17 protein-coding genes and 2 pseudogenes are annotated in these 21,397 nt (G+C 71.7%); 11 read left to right on the top strand and 8 right to left on the bottom strand.

Annotation, left to right across the window (positions count from 1 at the left end):
- Positions 1 to 23: 23 nt before the first annotated feature.
- Complete coding sequence (locus tag OG928_RS37590) at positions 24 to 1,046, bottom strand: helix-turn-helix domain-containing protein (protein WP_331766478.1); 1,023 nt, start codon at positions 1,044 to 1,046, stop codon at positions 24 to 26.
- Between the two features lie 257 nt (positions 1,047 to 1,303).
- Positions 1,304 to 2,023, bottom strand: coding sequence for an isochorismatase family protein (locus tag OG928_RS37585; protein WP_406291561.1), 720 nt, complete (start codon positions 2,021 to 2,023; stop codon positions 1,304 to 1,306).
- 205 nt (positions 2,024 to 2,228) lie between these two features.
- Here OG928_RS37585 and OG928_RS37580 point away from each other — a divergent pair, with 205 nt between their 5' ends.
- Positions 2,229 to 2,906, top strand: a complete 678-nt coding sequence (locus OG928_RS37580) for a response regulator transcription factor (protein ID WP_331768255.1) — start codon at positions 2,229 to 2,231, stop codon at positions 2,904 to 2,906.
- Here OG928_RS37580 and OG928_RS37575 read toward each other — a convergent pair.
- Positions 2,879 to 3,811: a sensor histidine kinase gene (locus OG928_RS37575; RefSeq protein ID WP_406292090.1), complete on the bottom strand. Its 933-nt coding sequence runs from the start codon at positions 3,809 to 3,811 to the stop codon at positions 2,879 to 2,881. The genes OG928_RS37580 and OG928_RS37575 overlap by 28 nt on opposite strands.
- 674 nt (positions 3,812 to 4,485) lie before the next feature.
- On the opposite strand from OG928_RS37575, the pseudogene OG928_RS37570 reads away from it, so the two are divergent.
- From OG928_RS37570 to OG928_RS37555, 4 genes and pseudogenes are all read left to right on the top strand, one after another.
- Positions 4,486 to 4,803 (top strand): annotated as a pseudogene (locus tag OG928_RS37570) (FtsX-like permease family protein); the annotation flags it as partial.
- A gap of 660 nt (positions 4,804 to 5,463) precedes the next feature.
- On the top strand, positions 5,464 to 7,107 hold the full coding sequence (locus tag OG928_RS37565; protein WP_331766475.1) for a GMC oxidoreductase: 1,644 nt from the start codon (positions 5,464 to 5,466) through the stop codon (positions 7,105 to 7,107).
- Between the two features lie 186 nt (positions 7,108 to 7,293).
- Complete coding sequence (locus OG928_RS37560; RefSeq protein WP_331766474.1) at positions 7,294 to 7,605, top strand: NIPSNAP family protein; 312 nt, start codon at positions 7,294 to 7,296, stop codon at positions 7,603 to 7,605.
- A 136-nt stretch (positions 7,606 to 7,741) separates the two neighbouring features.
- On the top strand, positions 7,742 to 8,482 hold the full coding sequence (locus OG928_RS37555) for a class I SAM-dependent methyltransferase (RefSeq protein WP_331766473.1): 741 nt from the start codon (positions 7,742 to 7,744) through the stop codon (positions 8,480 to 8,482).
- A gap of 139 nt (positions 8,483 to 8,621) precedes the next feature.
- Here the strand turns inward: OG928_RS37555 and OG928_RS37550 are convergent, their stop codons facing one another.
- Positions 8,622 to 9,566 (bottom strand): alpha/beta hydrolase, encoded by a 945-nt coding sequence (locus tag OG928_RS37550; RefSeq protein ID WP_331766472.1) that lies wholly within the window; start codon positions 9,564 to 9,566, stop codon positions 8,622 to 8,624.
- 347 nt (positions 9,567 to 9,913) lie between these two features.
- On the opposite strand from OG928_RS37550, the gene OG928_RS37545 reads away from it, so the two are divergent.
- On the top strand, positions 9,914 to 10,228 hold the full coding sequence (locus OG928_RS37545) for a helix-turn-helix domain-containing protein (protein ID WP_331766471.1): 315 nt from the start codon (positions 9,914 to 9,916) through the stop codon (positions 10,226 to 10,228).
- On the opposite strand, the gene OG928_RS37540 is transcribed toward OG928_RS37545, so the two are convergent.
- On the bottom strand, positions 10,225 to 11,751 hold the full coding sequence (locus tag OG928_RS37540; protein ID WP_331766470.1) for a carboxylesterase family protein: 1,527 nt from the start codon (positions 11,749 to 11,751) through the stop codon (positions 10,225 to 10,227). The genes OG928_RS37545 and OG928_RS37540 overlap by 4 nt on opposite strands.
- 283 nt (positions 11,752 to 12,034) lie before the next feature.
- On the opposite strand from OG928_RS37540, the gene corA reads away from it, so the two are divergent.
- Positions 12,035 to 13,111 carry a magnesium/cobalt transporter CorA gene (gene corA, locus OG928_RS37535; RefSeq protein ID WP_331766469.1) on the top strand — a complete coding sequence of 359 codons (1,077 nt, stop codon included), beginning with the start codon at positions 12,035 to 12,037 and terminating at the stop codon, positions 13,109 to 13,111.
- 57 nt (positions 13,112 to 13,168) lie between these two features.
- Here corA and OG928_RS37530 read toward each other — a convergent pair whose 3' ends face one another.
- Entirely contained in the window at positions 13,169 to 14,035 is an 867-nt protein-coding gene (locus OG928_RS37530) for a class I SAM-dependent methyltransferase (protein WP_331766468.1), read from the bottom strand.
- A 185-nt stretch (positions 14,036 to 14,220) separates the two neighbouring features.
- Between OG928_RS37530 and OG928_RS37525 the strand changes: the two are divergent.
- Together OG928_RS37525 and thpR are read left to right on the top strand one after the other, a co-directional pair.
- A pseudogene (locus OG928_RS37525) lies at positions 14,221 to 14,905 on the top strand (winged helix-turn-helix transcriptional regulator).
- Between the two features lie 79 nt (positions 14,906 to 14,984).
- Positions 14,985 to 15,572, top strand: a complete 588-nt coding sequence (gene thpR, locus OG928_RS37520; protein ID WP_331766466.1) for an RNA 2',3'-cyclic phosphodiesterase — start codon at positions 14,985 to 14,987, stop codon at positions 15,570 to 15,572.
- A gap of 117 nt (positions 15,573 to 15,689) precedes the next feature.
- Here the strand turns inward: thpR and OG928_RS37515 are convergent, their stop codons facing one another.
- Both OG928_RS37515 and OG928_RS37510 read right to left on the bottom strand, forming a co-directional pair.
- Positions 15,690 to 16,409, bottom strand: a complete 720-nt coding sequence (locus OG928_RS37515) for a response regulator transcription factor (RefSeq protein ID WP_331766465.1) — start codon at positions 16,407 to 16,409, stop codon at positions 15,690 to 15,692.
- Positions 16,406 to 17,590, bottom strand: a complete 1,185-nt coding sequence (locus OG928_RS37510; RefSeq protein ID WP_331766464.1) for a sensor histidine kinase — start codon at positions 17,588 to 17,590, stop codon at positions 16,406 to 16,408. The genes OG928_RS37515 and OG928_RS37510 overlap by 4 nt, the downstream gene beginning before the upstream one ends.
- A gap of 284 nt (positions 17,591 to 17,874) precedes the next feature.
- On the opposite strand from OG928_RS37510, the gene OG928_RS37505 reads away from it, so the two are divergent.
- Both OG928_RS37505 and OG928_RS37500 read left to right on the top strand, forming a co-directional pair.
- Positions 17,875 to 18,723: an ABC transporter ATP-binding protein gene (locus OG928_RS37505; RefSeq protein WP_406291560.1), complete on the top strand. Its 849-nt coding sequence runs from the start codon at positions 17,875 to 17,877 to the stop codon at positions 18,721 to 18,723.
- Positions 18,724 to 18,786: 63 nt separating this feature from the next.
- Positions 18,787 to 21,342 carry an FtsX-like permease family protein gene (locus OG928_RS37500; RefSeq protein ID WP_331766463.1) on the top strand — a complete coding sequence of 852 codons (2,556 nt, stop codon included), beginning with the start codon at positions 18,787 to 18,789 and terminating at the stop codon, positions 21,340 to 21,342.
- Positions 21,343 to 21,397 lie beyond the last annotated feature (55 nt).

Genomic DNA, 21,397 nt, shown 5'->3' with positions numbered 1-21,397 from the left:
CCGGTCGGCGGCCGCGTTCGCCCTCAAGTGCCGGGCGGGCCGAAGCCGGCCCGTCCGGCCCGGTAGGTGCTGGGGGACACGCCGTATTGATCGCGGAAGACGCGGCTGAACCGGGCCGCGTCGCCGATGCCCCAGTGGGCGGCCAGGGTACTCACCGGCATCCCGAGCAGGGCCGGGTCGGCCAGGTCGCGGCGGATGCGTTCGAGGCGGCGCTCGCGGACGAAGCGGGCCACCGACACCGGCTGGTCCTGGAACAGGCGGTGCAGGTAGCGCGTGGAGACGAAGTGCGCGCGGGCGATCATCGCCGGATCCAGGCCCGGATCGTCCAGGTGGTTCTCGATCCACGCCATCATCCGGGCCCGCAGCTCGCGGCGCCGTGCCTCGGCCGCCGGGTCCGATCCGGTCTCGGGCCAGGTGTCGCCGCGTTCGGCGATCAACTCGGCGACGACCGCGCGGCACAGCGCGGTCACGGTGTCGGCCAGATGCGGATCCACGCCCGGCGCCCGGGCCCCGGTCGGCTCGGTCACCTGGGTCAGCACGCCGGCGAGCAGCGCGGCGGTGCCCCGGCTCGTGTCGATGGGCACTCCCGTCAGCGGCGCCACCCGCTCGGGTTCGGTGCCGAGCAGCCGCCGCGGCAGCACCAGTTGGGCCAGGTGGAAGGGACTGTCGAAGTCGATCCGGTAGGGCCGGGTGCTGTCCGAGATCACCAGCCGCCCGCCGCACAGCTCGCCGTCCCGGCCGTCCTGCGCCGCGCTGCCCTGACCGGCGAGCACCAACACGACGTCGTACACGTCCGCGCCGTGCGCGGCCACGTCGGCGGCGGTGCGCCGGAAGTTGTGCGGCGTCGCCTCGATCCGCGCCAGGTCGATCGGGCCGAGCGGATGGTGCCGCAGCCGGCCCGCGAACCCGCGCCCCGCCGGGCGCTCCAGCTCCGCGGCGAAGAAGAAGTCGTGCACGATCGAACGCCACGCGTCGAAGTCGCCGACCCCGACGTCGGTGTCCCGCCCGGCGCCGCCGACCGCGGATCGCGTCCGTGATCCGTTCACCGCACGCTCCTTCCTCGCCTGGCGATTCGATTTGATTCGGTTCGGTTCGACTCGACACTATTCGACGCGACTCCGGGTGCGATGGGGAAGCGCGGGCCGGGGGCGGAGCCGGCCGGGCCGGAGGCGGGCCGGGGAGCGGGTGGGGATCAGGTTCCGGCGCGGCTCCGCCGCTCGTACAGGTCGATGAACCAGGTGTTCGTCGGCTTCATGCGCACCGGCCTCGGCGATGTCCTGCACCGTGACGCCGGCGTATCCGGCTACCCGGACCTCGGGACCCTCGTGACCCGGCAGGGTGAGGGGGCAGGGTGGTCGATCAGGTCGAGCACGTCGGAGGTGGGGCGGACGTCGCCGAAGTTGCGGTAGATGGTGTGCAGGGTGGCGTTGTGGTCCCGGTCGCGGCGGGCCGCGTTCGCGTCCGCGACCAGGATGACCCGGTAGCCGAGGGTGGCGGCGTCACGGGCCGAGGATTCACAGCAGACGTTGGTGACGGTGCCGGTGATCAGGACCGTCTCGATCCGGCGCTCGGTCAGCAGTTCGGGGAGCGGGCAGCGGCCGGGGAAGAACGCGCTGGCCGCGGACTTCTCCACGAACAGGTCGGCGTCGTCGGCCCGGAGGCCGGCCCACAGGCGCTCGGCCGGTGGCCCGGTGCCGCCCGAGGTGCGGTAGAGCTCGGCCACCACCGGGCCGTAGAACTCCTCGGTCACCGGCGAACCCGCGCCCACCGCGGGCAGGACCCAGGCGACGGTGCCGCCCGCCGCCCGCAGGCGATCGGCGAGCCGGTGGATGTTGGGCACGATGCCACGGCAGTAGGGGTTCTCCGCGACGAAGAACGGCACCATGTCGATCACCACGAGCGCGGTGCGGGTCGGGACGAGGTGTGTGAACGCGAAGCGGCGGCCACGACGCGCCTCGTGCCGGGCGTACTCCCGGTTCTCGATCCGCCAGTCGTGTTGCGTGGCGTCGGCGTCCGGCGGCAAGGTTCCTCCCGGTCCTCGGCGGATGTCCATCATGGACCGACGCCGTCGGGCGCGGCCGGCCGGTTCGGCCATCCGGTCGACGGGTCCGGCCGCTCCGGGGTTGGAGTCCGGCGGGGGCTCAGGGTTTTCTCAGCACCGGCCTGCTCTGCTGGTGCGGTGGGTACGGGCCGTGGACGGCACGGGCGACGACGAGGATGGTGTGGGCGTGCGGGTGTTGGTGGTCGAGGACGAGGTTCCGCTGGCGGAGACCGTGCGCCAGGGGCTGGCCGACGCCGGATTCAACGTGGACGTGGTGCACACCGGCACCGACGGACTGTGGGCGGCGACCGAGAAAGCCTACGACGTGATCGTGCTCGACATCATGTTGCCCGGCCTGAACGGCTATCGGGTGTGCGAACGGCTGCGCGCGGCCGGGGTGTGGACCCCGGTGCTGATGCTCACCGCCAAGGACGGCGAGTACGACCAGGCGGACGCGTTCGACCTCGGCGCCGACGACTACCTCACCAAGCCCTTCAGCTTCGTGGTCCTGACCGCCCGGCTGCGCGCGCTGGTCCGGCGCGGCGCCCCGGTCCGCCCCGTCGTGCTCACCGTCGGCGATCTGAGCCTGGACCCGGCCCGGCACAGGGTCGAACGCGCGGGGGAGGAAGTGCGGCTGACGCCCCGTGAGTTCTCCCTGCTGTGCTTCCTGATGCGGCGCGCCGGCGACGTGGTGACCAAGACCGAGATCCTGGAGAACGTCTGGGACACCCACTACGACGGCCCCGCCAACGTCGTCGAGGTGTACGTCGGCTACCTGCGCCGCAAGATCGACCAGCCGTTCTTCCACCACTCGATCCAGACCGTCCGCGGCAGCGGCTACCGGCTGGTGGACGACCCCGCCTGATCCTCGTCCGAGGCCTGCGGCAGCACGACCCGAAACACCGCGCCGCCTCGCGGGGCCGCCTCGACGTCGACCGTGCCGCCGTGGACGGCGACCACCTCGCGGACGATGGCCAGCCCGAGGCCGGTGCCCCCCGACCCGCGGCGGCGGCTCTCGTCCAGCCGGACGAATCGCTCGAAGATCCGCTCGCGGTCCTCGATCGGCACACCGGGCCCGTCGTCCTCGACCTCGACGATCGCGTGCCCCGCCGACTCCCGCAGCGTGAAGCGGACGCCGGCCGCGGCGTGCGCGGCGGCGTTGTCGGCGAGGTTGCGCAGCACGCGGGCGAGTCGATCGGCGTCGCCGCGCACCCGCACCGGGGTGATCGCCGCCGACACGGCCAGGCCGGGGTGCTGGGCGGCCAGGCGCCGGCGCTCGACGTCGACGAGGTCGTCCAGGTCCACGTCGACGAGCCGCGGCCGAAGCTCCTGCTCGTCCGCGCGAGCCAACAGGAGCAGGCTGTCGACGAGTTGGTCCAGTCGTTCGACCTCGGTGGTCAGCAGGTCGACCAGGCCCGCGTCCCGTGCGGCCAAGCGGCGGGTGCCCAGCACTTCGAGGCCGGTGCGCAGGGTGGTGAGCGGACTGCGCAGCTCGTGTCCGGCGTCCGCGACGAACCGGCGCCGGGCGTCGACCTGTTTCTCCAAGCGGTCGAGCATCGCGTTCATCGTCTCGGCGAGCCGGGCGACCTCGTCGCGTGCCTCGGGCACCGGGACCCGGTCGCCGAGCCGGGCCGCGCCGATGCCCGCGACCTTGCGGCGGATCGCCTCCACCGGGTTGAGCGCGCGGCCGACGAAGGCGTACGTCGCGCCCGCGACCACCACGACCAGGATCGGAAAGCCCACGATCAGCAGCGCGGCGGCGCCCTCCATGCTGCGGGCGATCGGTTCGAGGGACTCGCCGACCAGGACGGTGTAGATCCCGTCGGGCATGGCGACCCCGGTGGCCGCGACCCGGTAGCGGTCGTCCCTGCGGGACTTCCGCTCGCGATCCTCGCTCCGGAGCCGCCCGGCCGCGGGGCGCAGCGACGACATCGGCGGCCGGCCGTCGAGTGTGGCCGACCACGCGATCACCACGCCGTGCGGATCCAGCACCTGGACCTGCGTCGACCGGCCGCGATCCGCCGGGAGTTCGCCGCGGGCCATGCCGCCGCGGGCGAGGTCGGCGCCCACCGCGCGGGCCTGCCGGTTCGTGTCGGCGTCGACCGTGCGGACCAGCGATTGGTGATAGAGCAGGACGAACGCCGTCACCGCCGCAGCCAACACGAGCGCCACCACCACGGCGGCGACCAGCGCGGAACGCGTCCGTACCCCGGCGTGGCGCCGATACCATCCCCACAGCCGCGCCCACATGGCCGTCACCCTAGGGCCTGTCTTCAGTCCCGCGTCGGGCTCCGCGGCGTCCGGCGCCGTGCATCGGCGTGCCGGGGAAGCGCTCGCATAGTGGTTCTATTCGGCGCGGCGGACCGCCGGAGCGTGTCGGCGCTGCGCGTGGAGGCCGTGAGGGCGCTGCCCGCCGCCGACAACCTGAGCGTTGACACGGGTACGTCTTCGAACGCCGCCGCGAGATCGGCATGTTGCGCGCGATCGGGCTGGACCGCAGGCGGGTGCGCACGATGATCCGGCTGGAGTCCCTGGTCATCTCGGCGTTCGGCGCGGCGCTGGGGATCGTCCTGGGCGGGTTCCTCGCGTGGGGAATCCTGGGCACGCTCGAATCGAGCATCCCCGGGCTCGGTCTGATCGTGCCGTGGACGAGCGTCGGCGGCCTGCTGGTCCTGGGCGTGGTCGTCGGGATCGTGGCCGCCGTCCGGCCGGCCCGCACGGCCGCGCGTACGGACATCCTGACCGCGATCGGCACCGAGTAGCGGGTCCGGCCGGCGGCGCATCGGCCGGCGGTGTGCTCGGCGCGGGTCGTCGACGCCGCGCTCGGCCTCCGGCGCGAAGTCGAAGCTCGGCCACCGGTCTGGCAAGCCGTCAACAGCCGAACGTCCCGGCGGGATAACCGAGTTCGGTCGCCGCGAAGTCGCGACGGCCTCGGGCAGGGAGCGGCCGGCGCGGCGAACTCCCATACCCGGTAGCGCCGTCGGCGGTCCAGCGTCCGTGTCCCGGTTCGCCCGCCTGCTCCGGTGGCCGGCCGCCGAGCACGATCTGCGTGATCAAGCCCCACACACTGCCCTGCGTGACACCCTCCGGCCATGGGATCCCCGAGCCCGGCGAGACCGAGATCCGCAGCTGTGTCGACCGGCCGTATCCGGTCCGCCGGCTCCTCCTTTCCGCGCCGCGCGAGGGCGCCCCGCCGCGACCTGTACGCGTCGCGCAACACCCGTGCCACACAAGCCGGTTGGACCTCGCTTCGGGCAATAGGCGATTGTTTCGAGGTGGTTTCCGTTACCGCACATCGACGTTCCGCGACCTGATGGCAAAGGCATGGCGTCGGTCGCATGTTACTCATGAGTATGCCGTGACTTGTTGCGCGATCACCTCTAGAACTTGTTCCCACTCCACCCCAGAGTGAGGAACGTCACATGAGTGATTCTGCCAGGCGCAGCACCGGTTCCAAGGGTTTTTCGCGCCGCGGTTTCATAGTAGGAACCGGTTCTATTCTGGGTGCCGCGGCCTTCGCCGGCCGCGCCTCCGCCACCCCGCCACAGGCCGCCCCCGCAGCCGCTCCGATCCCCTCCGGAGCACACGTCCCGGCCCTGGTGATCGGCACCGGATACGGCGGCTCCGTCGCCGCTCTGCGTCTCGCCCAAGCGGGCGTCGACGTGCACATGATCGAGATGGGCATGTCCTGGGACACCCCCGGCCCGGACGGCAAGATCTTCGCCAACACCACCACCCCCGACTCCCGATCCTTCTGGCTCCGCACCAAGACCAAGCAGCCGATCAGCAACTTCCTCGGCTTCCCGATCGACAAGGACATCTCCCGCTACACCGGGATCCTGGACGCCGAGGAGTTCAGCGGCATCACCGTCTACCAGGGCCGAGGCGTCGGCGGTGGCTCACTGGTGAACGGCGGTATGGCGGTCACCCCCAAGCGGGAGAACTTCGGCGCGATCCTCCCCTCGGTGAACGTCGACGAGATGTACAACACCTACTACCCGCGCGCCAACACCGGCCTCGGGGTGGCCACCATCGACCCGGCCTGGTTCGACACTGCCGACTGCTACCAGTACGCCCGGGTCGGCCGTAAGCACGCCCAGCGATCCGGCTTCCCGTTCGTCTTCGTGCCCACCGTGTACGACTGGGACTACATGAAGCAGGAGGCCGCCGGCACCGTCCCCAAGTCCGCACTGGCCGGCGAGATCCTCTACGGCAACAACTACGGCAAGAAGTCGCTGCAGAAGACATACCTGGCCCGCATCAAGGAGACCGGAAAGGTCACCATCTCGCCGCTGCACAAGGTCACTTCGGTCTCCCCGGCGACCGGTGGCGGCTACACCGTGGTGATCGACCAGATCGACACCACCGGCGTCACCACGCTCACCAAGACGGTGACCGCGGACAAGGTGTTCTTCGCCGCCGGCAGCGTCGGCACCAGCAAGCTCCTGGTCAAGCTCAAGGCCACCGGCGCGCTGCCCAACCTGAACAGCGAGATCGGCCAGGGTTGGGGCGACAACGGCAACGTCATGTGCGGCCGCGCCAACCACATGTGGGATCCCACCGGGGCCCTCCAGGCGTCCATTCCCACCGGCGGCATCGACAACTGGAACGCCGGCGGCGCGTTCGCCGAAATCGCCCCGCTGCCCACCGGCATCGAGACCTTCGCCTCGTTCTACCTGTCGATCACCAAGAACCCGAACCGCGCCCGGTTCTCCTGGAACGCCGCGACGGGCCGGGCCGATCTGGACTGGCAGGCATCCTGGAAGCAGCCGTCCATCGACATGGCCAAATCGATCTTCGACAAGATCAACGCGAAGGAGGGGACGATCTACCGGACCGACCTCTTCGGCACCTACAAGGTCTGGGGCGATCACCTCACCTACCACCCGCTCGGCGGCGCGGTGTTGAACCAGGCCACCGACAACTACGGTCGGCTGCACGGCTATTCCGGCCTATACGTGATCGACGGCGCACTGATCCCCGGCAACACCAGCGTCAACCCGTTCGTCACCATCACCGCCCTCGCCGAACGCAACATCGAAAAGATCATCGCCACCGACCTGTAACCCCACCTCGAAAAGAACATCGCCCGAAGAAGCCCAGAGGGCAGGCCTCCGACGAGGCAAGCGAGGCAAGCCCAAACCCGGGGCCGTCCGAATCCGCCGGGCGGCCCCGTACACCGGAGCAGAGGTGTCGTCGTCTCGACCGAGGCCGCCTTTGGGTCCCGGGCCGGGACGCTGCATCATGTGGGCGTGATCACCATTCATCTGAAGTACGAGATCGACGCCGACAAGCTTGCGGACTTCGAGGAATACGGTCGCCGCTGGGTCGGGCTGGTCAACCGGTTCGGCGGCACCCACCACGGCTACTTCCTGCCGAGCGAGGGCGACAGCGACATCGCGTACGCCCTCTTCTCCTTCCCCGACTTCACCACATACCAGCAGTACCGCACGGACAGCGCGTCCGATCCCGAATGCCAAGCCGCGATCCAACTGGCCCATGACACCCGCTGCATCAAGCGCTACGAACGCCGCTTCCTCCGGCCGCTCGACGGCGTGTCCTAGGGCGTGTCTTCAATCCCCCGCCGAGCACCACGACGCCCTAGCACTGCGACAGCACTCGCCGGGACTTCTCGTCAGGGTGGTCGGCGGGCATAAATGCGTCGACAGTGCTCCTCGGTGCCCGGCAAAGTGGCCGCCCGTGACGAGCAGTGAGTTGTGGACCCGTGCGACCGCCGACCGCTACGACGCCGAGGAGACCGAGATGTCCTCGGCCGCCGTCCTCGGGCCGACTCTCGCCTTCCTCGCCGAGTTGGCCGGAGACGGCCGGGCGCTGGAGTTCGCCATCGGGACCGGACGAGTGGGCGTCCCGCTCCGGGAACGCGGCGTGCCGGTAGTGGGCATCGAACTGTCCGAGCATATGGCGGCGGTGCTGCGACGCAAGATCGACCAGGACACGCTGCCGGTAGCCATCGGGGACATGGCCACCACCGTCGTCCCCGGCGAGTTCACCCTGGTCTATCTCGTCTACAACACCATCACGAACCTCCTCACGCAGGACGAACAGGTCGAGTGCTTCCGCAACGCCGCACGTCATCTGGAGCCCGGCGGCCGATTCGTCATCGAGCTGGGCGTGCCGCCGCTGCGGTTCCTGCCGCCCGGCCAGGTCGCGGTGCCGTTCGAGGTCTCCGAGCAGCATCTCGGCTTCGACACCTTCGACCTCGTCGAGCAGATTCTCGTCTCGCACCACTTCACCCGCGACGGCGACGACGGCCGCTACCGCCGCGGCAACTCCCGGCACCGGTACGCCTGGCCGACAGAGCTCGACCTGATGGCACGGATCGCCGGACTCGAGCCGGAACGTCGCGTCGCGGACTGGGACGGGGCACCGTTCACTCAGGACTCCGCGAAGCACATCTCCGTGTGGCGCAAGCCGACCTGAGGTCGGCCACCGGGCCGTCGACGTAAGCTGTGCCTGTCTTGAAACTCCTATCGGGAGTTCAAGCGTCGCCGGCAGATCGGTGCGCGTCCGAGGGCCGCAATCTCGTCAGATCAAACACGGTCGCCGTACCGGGGATCGATCAGCCGAGGAACGCTACGAGTTCGTCGATCACGGCCTGCGGCTGCTCCTCGGGGACGTAGTGCCCACAGGCGTCGACGCGCACGACCCGCACGTCGGTCCCCTTGGTGGGCATCAGGTCGCGGAGGTAGGCGTAGTTGCTCTCGTCGCCGCCGAGCGCGAGGATCGGCGCGTCGACCGGGGCGTACGTCGCGGCGTCGGCGATGTCCCGGTTGAAGGTCCGATACCAGTCGTTGCCCGCGCGGATCGCGTCCGCGGTCGAGTAGGCCCGCGTGTACACCTGCCGGGAGTGCTCGTCGATGTCGGCCGGGTCCTTCGCCTGGCGGTCGAACAGCCAGTCCACGAGCAGCCGGGTGCGGCCGTCGAGCAGTTGCTCGGGGAGTCCGCGGACCTGGTTGAAGGCGAACCACCACAGGTAGGAGCGCGGCCCGGCCTCGATCACGCCCTCGACGTGCTGGTCGGGCTCGGGCAGCAGGCCCATGTCGGCCCAGCCCCGGTCCGGATGCGGCACGTCGAGCAGGGATATCTTCAGCGTCGCCTCGGGGTGATTGGCGGCGAAGGCGTAGGCGACCATGGCGCCGATGTCGTGTCCCGCGATGTGGATCGCGTCCAGGCCGAGCAGGCGCGCCAGTTCGCGGATGTCGCGCGCCATGGTCTTCTTGTCGTAGCCGTCGGCGGGCTGTGCGGAGCCGCCCATGCCGCGCAGGTCCACGGCGATCACCCGGTAGCGCCGGGCCAGCGCGGGCATCACCTTGTGCCACTGCCACCACGTCTGCGGCCAACCGCCCAGCAGGAACAGCGGTTCGCCGGCACCACCTTCGACGTAGTGCAGGCGGACACCGTTGACGTGTGCGTGGTGGGAGGTGAAGTCGCCGTCGAGCGAGCGCGCCAGGGCGGCGTCGGACAGGGCGTCGAAGAGGGGGGCGGTGGGCAGGGCATCGGACATGACTGTTCCTCGCGTGGCGTGGGGGAGGGGCGCGAACGCCCCTGCGGGCGCGAACGGGTAGGGGCGGACCCGGACCGTTCGACCATACGAATATCTCGTACTATCGATCGTACGAGACTTTCGTACATGGGCGCGTGCGCTGTCAACCGTCGGCCCGTCCCCGGCCCCCCGGCCGCGTCCCCGACCCCGTTCCCGAGCCCCGTTCCCGAGCCCCGTTCCCGAGCCCCGTTCCCGAGCCCCGTTCCCGAGCCCCGTTCCCGAGCCCCGTTCCCGAGCCCCGCCCCCCGGCCCCGCCCCCGGCCCCGTCCCCCGTCCACATCCGTACGAGATCTCCGTACAATAGGGACATGGCCGTCCTCCACCACCCCGACGTCGAGCGGATCGAACTCGTCGACGTGCTGGCCGCTCTCGGGCACCCCGTGCGATTGGCGATCGTGCGCGCGCTGGCGTCCGGTGAGGAGACCTTCTGTGGCGCGATCCTGCCCGAGGTGCCCAAGTCCAGCCTGACCCACCACTGGCGCGCACTGCGCGAGAGCGGCGTGATCCGTCAACGCCCCTCCGGCCGCAAGCTTTACCTCACCCTGCGCCGCGACGACCTCGAGGCGCGCTTCCCCGGCCTGCTCGACCTCGTCCTCCTCGACGGATCGGCGACCGCGACCTAGTGCCGCGCCCGGCACCAGCCGGTCGCGGGCTCGTTCGCGAGGTGGGTCACCGCGGTCGTGACGGTGTCGAAGCGCATGGTCGTGCGGGACCGTCGGTCGTAGGGCGCCCAGTGCGGCAGGGCCGGGTGGTTGGGGTCGCCGGTGCGGACGAAGGAGATCCAGGCCCGGTGCATGGACGCGGCGAGGCCGTCCCTGACCCGGACGTCGATCCCGTCCAGGAACGGGGCGTGCGACCAGTTGTCGAAGTTGTCGAAGGTGAAGGGCAGTTCCAGGCAGTGCGGGGCGCCGAGCCGGCCGCCGTGCGCGGGGGTGGGGAAGTCGAACTCGTAGACCCGGACCGGGCGTCCGCCGGCCGCGCGGGCCTCGGCGAACGCGAGGGTGGGTGTGCGGAACGCCTCGTCGGTGGTCATGTCGATCAGCACGTCGACCGGCCGCGCGCCGGGCCGGGCGGCCGCGTACGCCGCGTATGCCTCTTCGCTGCCCTCGCCGAACGTGGCCCGGGCGTGGCGTAGCACCTGCTCCTTCGTGGTCGAGGCGTACCTCTCGTCGACTCCGAAGCTGAAGGCGGCCTCCTCCCTGGTCCAGCCGATCAGGACGTCGATGTCGGCGCCGGGACCGGTGAGCAGGTTCTCGACGGGTTGGCGCGGGATCGTCGAGGCGTCGAGGACCGGGAGGAACGGCACGACCCAGTGGCCCCATTCCATGGTGGTCATGAGGAGTTCGACGGACGCCTCGATCAGCCGGGGCCAGGGGATCGCGCGCAGTTCGTCGAGGTCCTTCGTGCCGACGATCTCCAGGTAGGCGGCCGTGCGGGCGAGGGCTTCCGCGGGCGTGGCCATCGGCATGGCGAGCGGGACGCTCTGGAGGATGGCCCGGTGGAACAGGCGCTCGGCGCCGGGCCGGCCCGCGAGCGCCGCGGTGGAGAGGGCGCCGGCGGACTGGCCGGCGACGGTGACGTTGTCCGGGTCACCGCCGAACGCGGCGATGTTCTCGTGTACCCAGCGCAGCGCGGCGAGTTGGTCGGTGAGCCAGACGTTGCCGTGTTCGCCGCCGTCGCCCGACTCGAAATACAGGAAGCCGAGCGGCCCGAGTCGGTAGTTGAGGTTCACCACGACCAGGTCGCCGTTGCGGGCGAAGGTCTCGCCGGAGTAGTTGGGCATGGCGCCGGACCCGGAGACGAACGCGCCGCCGTGGATCCAGACCAGGACCGGTCGGGCGCGGTCGTCGGCGCCGGGCGTCCAGACATTGAGGGTCAGGCAGTCGTCGTCGAACGGCGGGAAGCCGTGACCGCCGAGCACGGGGTCGCCCTCGCGGAGCGGCTGCGGTGAGCCGGCGCCGTGCGCGGTGGCGATCAGCGTCCCGCTCCAGCCCGGGTGGGGCGCGGCCGGGCACCACCTGAGCGGCCCGACGGGCGGGGCGGCGTAGGGGATGCCCTTGAAGACGGCGACACCCCCCTCGACGGTGCCGCGGATTCGACCCGCGCGGGTGTGTACCTCGGGTGCGGGGTGCTCTTGTACGCGCATGATGTGGCGCTTCCTTCCACGGCGTCGGCGAACCGTCGGCACCGCCCGTGCGCTGCCGCTCGGGAGGGGTTCGGGAGAGCCGACGCCCATAGAAACCTACCGAGTGCACGGTTTGTTTTGGCGCGATTCCCAAGTTAGGGCGTAGGAATGACGAGCGTCAATCACGTGCGAGATATCGAGTGGGCGACGGCCCGCGAGTGTTGTGTGGGAGGGTCGCGGCAAGGGGCGTGTTCGAGCGCGGCGTGGCGGCGGTGTCCGTCGCGCCGGGAGAAGGGGAGCGGATATGGGCGCGCGGCGCACCACCAGGCGGCTGCTTCATCGGGTCGGCGGCCACAAGCGGGTCCGGGCCGATCTCGAACGCAGGCCCGTCGTGGTGGACTGCGCGCTGTACGACAAGGGCGTCCGCCGGCCCGGGGAGGTCGCCCTCGACGAGGCGCTGGACGCGGCCGAGGCCGGCGCCGGGACCTTCGTGTGGATCGGGCTGCACGCGCCTCGCACCGAGGACCTGGCCGAGATCGCGACCGCGTTCGATCTGCATCCCCTGGCGGTCGAGGACGCCGTCAACGCCCACCAGCGCCCGAAGCTGGAGCACTACGACGACACGTTGTTCCTCGTGCTCAAGACGATCGTCTACGTCGAGCACGACGCGCTCACCGCGACCAGCGAGGTCGTGGACACCGGGGAGATCATGGTCTTCGCCGGCGAAAAGTTCGTCGTGGTCGTCCGACACGGCAGCGCACCGCCGCTGACCGAGTTGCGTCGGTCGCTGGAGGCCGATCCCGAGATGCTCGCGCGCGGGCCGGCCGCGGTGGTGCACGCCATCGCCGACCGGGTCGTCGACGACTACCTGCGCGTCTCGGACAAGATCGACGAGGACTTCGAGAAGCTGGAAGAGGACGTGTTCTCGACCCGGCGGACCAACGACGCGGAGAGCATCTACCAACTCAAGCGCGAACTGATCGAGTTCAAGCGCGCGGTGCTGCCCCTGGGCCGCCCGCTGGAGCAGCTCATGGGCGGCGGACTGCCGGGCATGGACGGCGATTTCGACGCGTACCTGCGCGATGTGGCCGACCACCTGGCCCAGGTCCGGGAACGACTGGCGAGCCACGCCGAACTCCTGGACGGAATCCTGTCGGCGAGCCATGCCCAGGTGACCGTCCAGCAGAACACCGACATGCGCAAGATCGCGTCCATCGCCGCGATCCTGGCCGTGCCCACGCTGCTCGTGGGGATCTACGGCATGAACTTCGACCACATGCCCGAACTGCAATGGACGTACGGCTACCCGGCCGTCCTGGCCGGCATGGTCACCATAAGCGTGCTCATGTTCCGCGCGTTCCGCCGCAACGGCTGGCTCTGACCGGCGCGCCGGGGCATCGCGGCATCCGGGCACCGATCGGTCGAGGCCGGCGCCCGATCAGCCGCGCTTGCGGGCGGTGAACAGCAGGTACTCCCAGTCCATTTCGGTGGTCCCGGCACCGGCACCGGCACCGGCACCGTGGTCGTGCCGGCGGGCGAGGTCGGCGAGGTCGCGGTCCAGCGCGGCGACCCGGTCCGGGTCCTCGGCGATGGCGCGGTAGGTGGCGATGGTCGGGCCGTAGTGGGACTTGAAGTAGTCGCGGAACGCCTCGGGCCGGTCGAACCGATCGATGCGCACCGGCTGTCGGCGCGCGTCGACGTCCGTCACCCGGTCGCCCAGCAGCGCGCGCACGTGGTCCGGATCGCCCCACAGCGGCGGCGGCTGCGCCCCGGGAGGGGGCGGGGGAGCGTAGGGCTTCATCGTGGCGAACATCCGCCCGATGAAGCCCTCCGGCGTCCAGTTGAGCAGGCCGATGGTCCCGCCCGGACGACAGACGCGCACCAACTCGTCGGCGCTGACTTGGTGATGCGGCGCGAACATGATCCCGACACAGGAGAACACGGTGTCGAACTCGCCGTCGGCGAACGGCAGCGCCTCGGCGTCGGCCTCGCGCCACTCCAGCTTCGCGCCGCGCTCCGCGGCCGATCGCCGGCCGGCCTCCAACAGCTCGGGCGTGAGGTCACAGGCCACCACGTCGGCGCCGGCGAGCGCCGCGGCGACCGCGGCGTTGCCGGAGCCCGCCGCGATGTCCAGGACCCGCTCGCCGGGGCGCACCCCGCACGCCCGGACCAGGACCGGCCCCAGATCCGGGATAACCTCGGCGGCCACCGCGGGGTAGTCGCCCAGCGCCCACATCGCCCGATGCTTGGCCTTCAAGGCGCGGTCGGCCTCGACCGCTTCGCTCGCTTCACTGGCTTCACTCATGACGGCTCCCCACTCGGCTCTCCCCGGAGTCGTTCCGGCCTTCGAACCGAGGCTAGGAACGGGCGGATTCGCTGCCTAGTACAAGTTCTGTACCGAGGGGCGGATCACTCCCGACTCCCCCGAGCCGATGCGGGGGCCGGCCGATTCGCCCGGCTCGCGCCCCGGCCACACCCTAGGCTGCGGGCATGGGGTCGCAGTACTACCAGTTCTGCCCCGTCGCCAAGGCGATGGAATTGCTCGACGAGCGTTGGACCATCCTGATCGTTCGCGAACTGATGGCGGGTAGCGAACACTTCAACGAGGTGCGCCGCGGTGTGCCGCGGATGTCGCCCACCCTGCTGTCCAAACGGCTCAACCAGCTGGCCCGCGCCGGCATCGTGGAGCGGCGGGCCGACGGCAGGGACGTGCGCTACGTGCTGACGCCCGCCGGCCTCGAACTGCGGCCGGTGGTCGAGGCGCTCGCCGTCTGGGGCGTCCGCTGGATCGGCCGGGTCGGGGACGAGGACCTCGACCCGAAACTGCTGCTGTGGGACATCCGTCGGCACGTCGACCACGAGGCCGTCCCGGACGGGCGGACGGTGGTCGCGTTCGGTTTCCCGGACCTGCCCGCGCGCACCCGCAGCTGGTGGCTGGTGGCTGGTGATCGGCTCCGGCGAGGCCGACGTCTGCGACTTCGACCCCGGGTACGAGGTGACGGTCACGGTGACGGCCGGCCTGCGACACATGGTCGAGGTCTGGCGCGGCGACCTGGGCTGGGTCGACGCCCTGCGCTCCGGGGCGATCGAGGTACGCGGCCCCGAAGCGCTGCGCCGCAAGGTGCCCGGGTGGTTCACCCTGCCGCCGTTCGCCTCGGTACCGCGCCCGATCTGAGCCGCGCGGCGGGTCGGCCCCGGCGTCCGGGGGTGGGCCGCCGTGCGCCGGTCGGCGTGGATGCGATACGAAATCCCCTGTGACCGATGACGACCCGACCCCGCCGACGACCGTCCGCCTGTTCGTGGCCCTGGCCCCTCCCGACGACGCGAAGGACGAACTGCATCGCGCGCTGCGGCCCGTGTACGCCGCGCATCCGCTGCTGCGCTGGAACCGGATCGAGGACTGGCACATCACGCTGGCCTTCCTCGGCGAGGTCCCGGCCGACGTGGTCCCGGAGTTGCGTACGCGGCTCGCCGACGTCGCGGCGTCCGGGCGGCCGATCGCGCTCGAACTCCGCGGCACCGGCCGGTTCGACGAACGCGTCCTGTGGAGCGGCGTCCACGGCGAGCTCGAGGACCTGCACGCACTCGCGGAGGCGACCCGCGGCGCGGTCCTGGAGTGCGGCATCGCACTGGAGGACCGGCCGCTGCGCCCGCACCTGACGCTGGCCCGTGCGCGCCGGGGCAACCCCGACGGCATCGGGGCGGCCGCGAGGGAACTCGCCGGATTCACCGGGCGGCGCTGGCAGGCGGAGCGCCTCCACCTGGTCGGCAGCAACGTCGGCCGCGGCCCCGGACCGATCCGCTACCGCGACGTCGCCGCCTGGCCGCTCGGCGCCGGCTGAGCGCGGCGCCGGTTCCGCGTCGACGACCGCCGGCGCCCGCTCGGGCCTGTTCAGCCCCGAGGCCGACACCTCGACGAAGCCGTGCGGGTGGGTCCGGTCCCGAAGGCGGGACGCGGGTCATCGAGGCCCGGTGTCCAGGGGGTTCGAGGCGCGGTCGGTCTGTGGCGAGACCAGGCCCGCCTCGTACGCGGTGATGACGAGCTGGATCCGGTCGCGGGCGTCGAGCTTGGCCAGCAGCCGGGCCACGTGGGTCTTGGCGGTGGCGGGGCCGATGAACAGGTGGGCGGCGATCTCGGCGTTGGACATGCCGCGCCCGACCAGGGTCAGCACCTCGGTCTCGCGCCGGGTGATGCCGGCGAGCCGGCCGACGCGCGGCGGCGGTGCCGCGGGCCCACGGTCGGCGACGGGTTCGGGACGGCCGGCGAACTCCTCGATCAGGCGGCGAGTGACGCTCGGTGCGATCAGCGCGTCGCCCGCGGCGACCACCCGGATGGCGGCGAGGAAGTCGTCCAGGGCCATGTCCTTGACCAGGAACCCACTCGCCCCGGCGCGCAGCGACGCGTAGACGTTGTCGTCGTCGTCGAAGGTGGTGAGCATGACCACGCGCGCCGTCGCCGAGTCCGCCGTGATCAGCCGGGTGGCCTCGATGCCGTCCATCCCGGGCATCCGGATGTCCATCACCACGACGTCGGGTCGAAGTTCGCGGACCAGGTCCACCGCGTGGGCGCCGGTGCCTGCCTCCCCCACGATCTCCAGGTCGGGGGTGGCGTCGATGAGCAGGCGCAGCCCCGAGAGCACCAACGGCTGGTCGTCGGCGAGCACGATCCGGATCGTCATGCCGGCAGCCTCGCCGCGACCCGGAAGCCGCCCTCGGGTCGGGACCCGGCGCTGAACCGGCCGTGCAGCAGCGCGACCCGCTCGCGCATCCCCGCGATGCCGTAGCCGGATCCCGCCGTCCCACCGGTGCGTACCGGGCCACGCCCGTCGTCGACGATCTCGATGGCCAACTCCTCGTCTCGATACTCCACGGACACCCGACAGTGGTCGGTGCCCGAATGCCGCACCGTATTGGTGACCGACTCCTGGATGATCCGGAAGGCGGCCAGGTCGACCTCGGGGGGCAGCGGGCGCCGTTCGCCGTGCCAGTGCACCTCGACCCGGACGCCGGCGTCCGCCGACGTCTCGGTCAGCCGGTCGACCGCCTCCAAGCCCGCCGCCGGAGCGGTTCTCGGCGCATCCGCCTCGGCCTGCCGGAGCGCGCCGAGCATCCGCCGAAGGCCGGCCAACGTCTCCCGGCTGGTGCTCTCGATCACGCCCAGCGCCTCGCGCGCCCCGGCCGGGTGGACGTCGATGACCCGGCCCGCCGCGCCGGCCTGGATGGCGACGATGCCGATGCTGTGCGCGACCATGTCGTGCAGTTCACGGGCGATCCGCAACCGCTCGGCCTGGACCGCCCGGAGGGCGGCCTGCGCGCGCAGACTCTCCCCGTACTCGCGGCGCCGGCAGATCGAGTTGCCGGCCATCCAGGCGATGACGGTGGCCGAGGCGATCGGCGCCGCGACACCGAGCAGGCCGGGTTGCCAGGCCCCCTCCACGCCGATCCGCCAGCCGCCGAGCTCCGCGGCCAGGGCCACGACGGCCGCCGCGGTGGCGATTCGGCGCGGACGGGTGGCCGCGACGTACAGGACCAGCACGTCGGTCGCCGCCAGGAACAGCGCCCACGGCCGGCCCAGGAACACGACCGCCGCCACCGACTCGGCCAGCATCAGGGCCAGGACCGGCAGCGGCCATCGGCGGGCCAACCCGATCGGCAGCGCCGTCGCCACCGCCAGTGCCGCCCAGGCCCCGAGCCCCAGGTGCAGGAGCCCGGACGGATGCGGCTTCCCCGGCAGCGGGTCGTTCGGCCGCAGGCCGTAGAACGCCGACGCGAACGCGACGGCCGCGCCCCATGTGAGCGCCGTCCACGCGCCCGGCCGGATTCGCCCCAGCAGTGGGGGCGGCGGCAGTTCTTGATCCATTCGCGGAGCGTAGCCGGCCGCTCCGTTGCCGGGCGTCCCCCCTCCGGCGTACGCCCCGCGGGCTACCGGCCCTCGCGCGCTGTCCGCCCGCGTCCGGACGCCGCGAGGGCCCGGCCTGCGACAGCGTGATCCCGGCGCAACCGCCGCCTTCCGACGGCCGGTTCCGTCGAGGGGCGACGGCGCGTACCCCCTGACGTCGCGGCCGACCGCGCCGGACGTCACGGCCGGGTCCGGCCGTCCGGATCCCCCACCCGATCCGCCCACCTTCCCGACAGGAGCACTCCGTGACCACGATCCCGGCGACGAACGCGTCCGCTTCCCACACGGGCCGCCCGGCGGCCGCCCGCGCCACCGGCCTCGGCAAGGTCTACGGCGCGGGCGAGACCCGCGTGGTCGCCCTGGACGACATCGATGTGGAGTTCCCACAGGGCGAGTTCACCGCCATCATGGGCCCCTCCGGCTCCGGCAAGTCCACGCTGATGCACTGCATGGCCGGGCTGGACAGTGTCTCCAGCGGTTCCGCGACGATCGGCGAGATCGAGCTGGTCGGTCTCGGGGACCGGCAGCTGACGCGGCTTCGGCGGGACCGGATCGGCTTCGTCTTCCAGGCCTTCAACCTGCTGCCCACCCTGACGGCGCTGGAGAACATCACGCTGCCGGCGGCCATCGCCGGCCGAAAGCCCGACCGGGATTGGCTCGCTCGCGTGGTCGACACGGTCGGCCTCCGCGACCGCCTCGCGCACCGCCCGTCCCAGCTCTCCGGCGGTCAGCAGCAGCGGGTCGCGTGCGCCCGCGCGCTGGCGAGCAAACCGGACATCATCTTCGCCGACGAACCCACCGGAAACCTGGACTCCCGCTCGGGCACCGAGATCCTGTCCTTCCTGCGCATCTCCGTCCGCGAGTTGGGCCGGACGGTCGTGATGGTCACCCACGACCCGGTCGCCGCCTCCTACGCGGACCGCGTGGTCTTCCTCTCCGACGGCCGGATCGTCGACGAACTGCGCGAGCCGACCGCCGACACCGTCCTGGACCGGATCCGCCGCCTCGACACCGGCACCGACACCGGCACCGGCGGCGGGACGGGCGGGCGCTCCGAGCGCGCCGGTACCGGCACGCGCACGAGCACCGCCTGAGCACGCCTGAGCACCGGCACGAGCAGCCGCCCGCCCGAACCGACCTCACCCTGGACCTACCTCATGTATCGCACCGCACTCCGCAATGTGCTCGCCCACAAGGGCCGGCTGGTGCTGACGGCGCTCGCCGTCATGCTCGGCACGGCCTTCGTGGCCGGCACCCTGGTCTTCTCCGACACGGCCGACCGGGCCATGCGCAACAGCAACTCCGAGAACTACACCGACGTATCGGTGCTGGTCACCGACGAGGCGGCGGGCTCCAGCGCGATGGCCGCCCGAAAGGACAAGAAGAGCTTCGCGCAACTGACCGACGCCACGGTCGCCCGGCTCGCCGCGCTGCCGGGCGTCGAGCGGGCCCGCGGCCTGGTGACCGGCTTCGTCGGCGTCGCCGACAAGAGTGGCGACCTGATCGGCCCGGTCTGGAGCGACCGGGGCGCCAACTTCGTCCCGGACGCCGCCGGCAACGACGCCCGCTACCCGATGACAGCGGGTCGCGGGCCGCGCACCGGCACCGAGATCGCGCTCGACAAGGAGACCGCGAACAGGGCCGGCTACAGCATCGGCGACACGGTCCGGATCGCCGCCAACGGCCCGGCCGTGCAGGCCACCCTGACCGGCGTCTTCCGCACGAACGACCCCATGGTCGCCGCGGGCGGCACGCTGACCCTGATGGATACCGCGAGCGCGCAGCGGATGCTGCTGACGCCCGGTCAATACGACAGCATCGCGGTGACGGCCGAACCCGGCGTCTCCGAAAGCGCGTTGCCCGCCGAGATCACCCCCGTGCTGCCGAGCGACGACCGGTTCACGGTCGAGACGGGCCGACAGCTGAAGGACGATCAGGCCGAGCGGATCGCCCAACGGAGCAAGGGCATGCGAACCGCGCTGCTCACCTTCGCCGGCATCTCGCTCTTCGTCGGCATGTTCATCATCGCCAATACCTTCACGATGCTGATCGCCCAGCGCACCAGGGAACTCGCCCTGCTGCGCGCCCTGGGCGCCGGCCGCTCCCAGGTCACCACGTCGGTGCTGATCGAGGCGCACGTGATCGGTGTCACCGCCGCCGCGGCGGGTCTCCTGGTCGGCATCGGACTCGGCGCGGGCCTGAACGCGGGCATGAAGGCGCTCAACCCGACCATGCCCACCGGCGCGCTGGTCGTCACCCCGACGACGGTCGGCGTCGTCTTGGCGGTGGGCACGCTGATCACGGTGCTCTCCGCCGCGCTGCCCGCGCTCCGCGCCTCGCGGATCCCGCCGCTGGCGGCGATGCGCGACGGCGACGGGCCGGCCGGCCCCAAGGCCCTGGTCGGCCGCACCATCGTCGGCACGCTGCTCACGGCGGCCGGACTGGGCCTCATCGCGCTGGGTGCCTCGATCAAGGGCCACCGCGGGTCCTACCCGATCGAATTCGGCGCCGTGCTCGCCCTGATCGGCGTCTTCGTCCTGCTGCCGCTGCTCGCCCGCGCGGCGACCGCGCCCGTCGGCCCGGCGCTGGCCCGGCTGTTCGGCACCCCCGGCAGGCTGGCCCGGCTCAACGCGGTGCGCAACCCGCGACGGACCGCCGCGACGGCCGCCGCGCTCACCATCGGCCTCACCCTGATCACCGCGCTGAGCGTGATCGGCGGTTCGGTGACCAAGGCGCGGAACACGGCCGTGACCAACGGTTGGCGGGCCGACTACATCGTCGTGATGGGGCACAACGGTCTCGCCCCGCAGCTCGTGAGCGCGATCGCCGCGGCCCCGGGTGTGGTCGCCGCCAGTCCCACCGCCAGGGTGTACTGGGAACTGGACGGCACGACCGTCCCGGTCGAGGGCCGCGACGCCGACAGCTTCGACCGATTGGTCGACGTCACGATGCGCGGCGGCTCGACCGAGGCGCTGAAGCAGGGCCGGGCGCTGATCAACGCCGAGGTGGCGGCGAGTCGGCGGCTGTCGGTCGGCTCCACCGTGCGGGTGCGGTACCCGGACGCGTCCACGGGCACCATCACGGTAGGTGGCGTATTCGAGGACAACCCCATGCTCGCTTCGGTGCTGATGTCCAACGCCGCTATCGCCGAGCGCCAACCGCACGCCTACATCAGCGACATGCTGGTCAAGGGCACCGACGGCGCCACCGCGGCGCTCAAGCAGGCCATCAAGGACGCCACCGGCGGAAACCCGATGGTCGACGTGAGCAGCAAGCAGGACATGCGGGAGCAATCCGGCCGCACGGTGACCCTCGGCCTGAGGATCATGTACACCCTGCTGGCCATGTCCGTGCTGATCGCCATCCTGGGTGTGATCAACACGCTGGCCATGTCGGTCGTCGAGCGCAGGCACGAGATCGGCATGCTGCGGGCGATCGGCCTGGATCGCGGCGGCGTCAGGCTGATGGTCCGGCTGGAATCGGTGGTGATCTCCGTCTTCGGCGCGGTCGTCGGGGTGGCGCTGGGCACCTTCCTGGCCTGGGCCGCCGTCAGCACGCTGTCCACCTCCATACCGGGCATCCGCACGGTGATCCCGTACGGCAGGGTGCTGCTCTTCGTGCTCCTGGCCGGGCTGGTGGGCATGATCGCCGCCTGGTGGCCGGCCCGCCGCGCCGCGGGCCTGGACATCCTGGCGAGCATCGCGCCTCGCTGACACCGACCCGTGCCGGGCACCCTCGCGGGCCGCCCGGCACGGGGTGCGTCGCGCC

The sequence above is a fragment of the Embleya sp. NBC_00896 genome (assembly GCF_045207785.1).
Classification (GTDB): domain Bacteria; phylum Actinomycetota; class Actinomycetes; order Streptomycetales; family Streptomycetaceae; genus Embleya.
Note: the sequence above shows the minus strand (reverse complement) of the source record. Positions and strands in the feature narration are given on the sequence as shown.